The organism is Xanthovirga aplysinae (assembly GCF_009711365.1).
Taxonomy (GTDB): Bacteria; Bacteroidota; Bacteroidia; order Cytophagales; family Cyclobacteriaceae; genus Xanthovirga; species Xanthovirga aplysinae.
The window spans coordinates 1-1,746 of sequence record NZ_SMMB01000464.1 but is presented as its reverse complement, the minus strand read 5'-3'; the positions used below and the strand labels follow the sequence as shown (position 1 = coordinate 1,746).

The window sequence follows — 1,746 nt, the reverse complement described above, 5'->3', positions numbered from 1 at the left end:
TTTCCGGAAGTACAACAGGTAACCAGAATTGGGATTTTAGGTACCTCTTCTTTTACCCATAAGGAAAAATCATTTAAAGTCAGTACGGCTTATACTGACTCCACATTGTTCGATGTCTTTACTATTCCCTTAATCAAAGGAGACCCTGAAACAGCACTCACCCAGCCAAACTCCCTTATCATTGATGAAACCACAGCAAATAAAATTTTCGGAAAAGAAGATCCTCTGGGAAAAACCCTTCTCATTGACCAAAATCGCAACGCCAAGATCACCGGCGTTTTCAAAGATATACCCCAAAACTCCCATTTTCATTACAATGCTTTTTTTCCTATGGTTAGGATCAGAAGCCTTTTAGAGAGGGAAAACTGGCTAAGCCACAATTTTTACACCTATTTGGTTTTGAATGAAAATGCATCACCAGAAAAACTTGAAGTTAAATTCCCGGAAATGCTCCGAAAAACTGTTGGTCCGGTTATACAACAATTCTTTGGTGCTAGTATGGAAGAAATGGAAAATAAAGGAACCTCTTTTGCCTATTCCCTTCAACCGGTAAAAGACATTCACCTCCTTTCTAATCTAAGAGATGAACATGAGCCAAACGGAAGCATTACATACGTGTATATTTTCTCTGCGATTGCTTTTATTATTCTTTTAATCGCCTGCACAAACTACATTAATTTGACAACCGCCCGTTCCGCAGAACGGGCCAAAGAAGTGGGTATTCGCAAGTCAGTGGGTGCTTTTCGGTCTCAATTGCTCTTTCAGTTTCTTTCTGAATCTTTACTATTGAGTATAATATCCCTATTGTTGGCAATAGGGTTGGTGGATCTCAGTCTTCCTGCTTTTAATTATTTAGCTGACAAACCCCTTACCTCCAATTACTGGGATAATGGCCCTCTTTTAATTACTATTTCAGGAGTTATCCTTTTTGTGGGTACTCTTTCAGGAGCTTACCCTGCCTTTATTTTATCTTCTACAAACCCCGCAAAAGTATTAAAGGGAAATTTAAATTCCACTTTCAAGGGAAGTAACCTTAGAAGTACTTTAGTAGTATTACAATTTTCCATTTCGATTTTCCTGATGATTGGTACAGGGGTAATCTACAAACAACTCAACTTTATTCGTAATACAAATACCGGTTTCCAAAAAGAGCAACTAGTTACGATTCACGACGCCTATACCTTAGGGCAACAAGCCCAATCCTTCAAAAAAGAAATCCTGAAAAATTCAGTTTTTAAATCAGCCACCGTTTCAGGTTTCTTACCAGTAAGCCCTTCCGAAAAGTCCTTTGATTCCTACCAATCCAAAGAACAACAAGCAATGAACCAGACCTTTGCTATGGATCGCTGGGCGGTGGATTATGATTACCTAAAAACTTTAGGCATGGAAATGGCCCAGGGAAGGTTTTTTTCTCCAAACTTCCCTTCTGATTCTTCTGCCATTGTAGTTAATGAATCCACTGTAAGGAAGCTGGGATTTGACCACCCCATTGGTCAAAGAATCATGCAAAACAGAACTAATAAATGGTATACGATCATAGGAGTAGTGAAGAACTTCAACTTTGAATCCCTGAAAGAGAATATAGGACCACTCGCCATGGTTTTAGAAAATAGCAGAGGGGCCATTACCATTCGTTTTGAAGGGCAAAAAGCCACAGAAGCCATTGCCTTACTCCAAAACCAATGGAACATGATGGCTCCGGGACAGCCATTCAAATATTCTTTTTTGGATGACCGCTTTAACAGT

At 39.3% G+C, this 1,746-nt stretch carries 1 protein-coding gene; it reads left to right on the top strand.

Annotation, left to right across the window (positions count from 1 at the left end; all coding sequences use genetic code 11):
• On the top strand, positions 1–1,746 hold a 1,746-nt coding region (locus E1171_RS01825), incomplete at both ends, for an ABC transporter permease (RefSeq protein ID WP_155203499.1).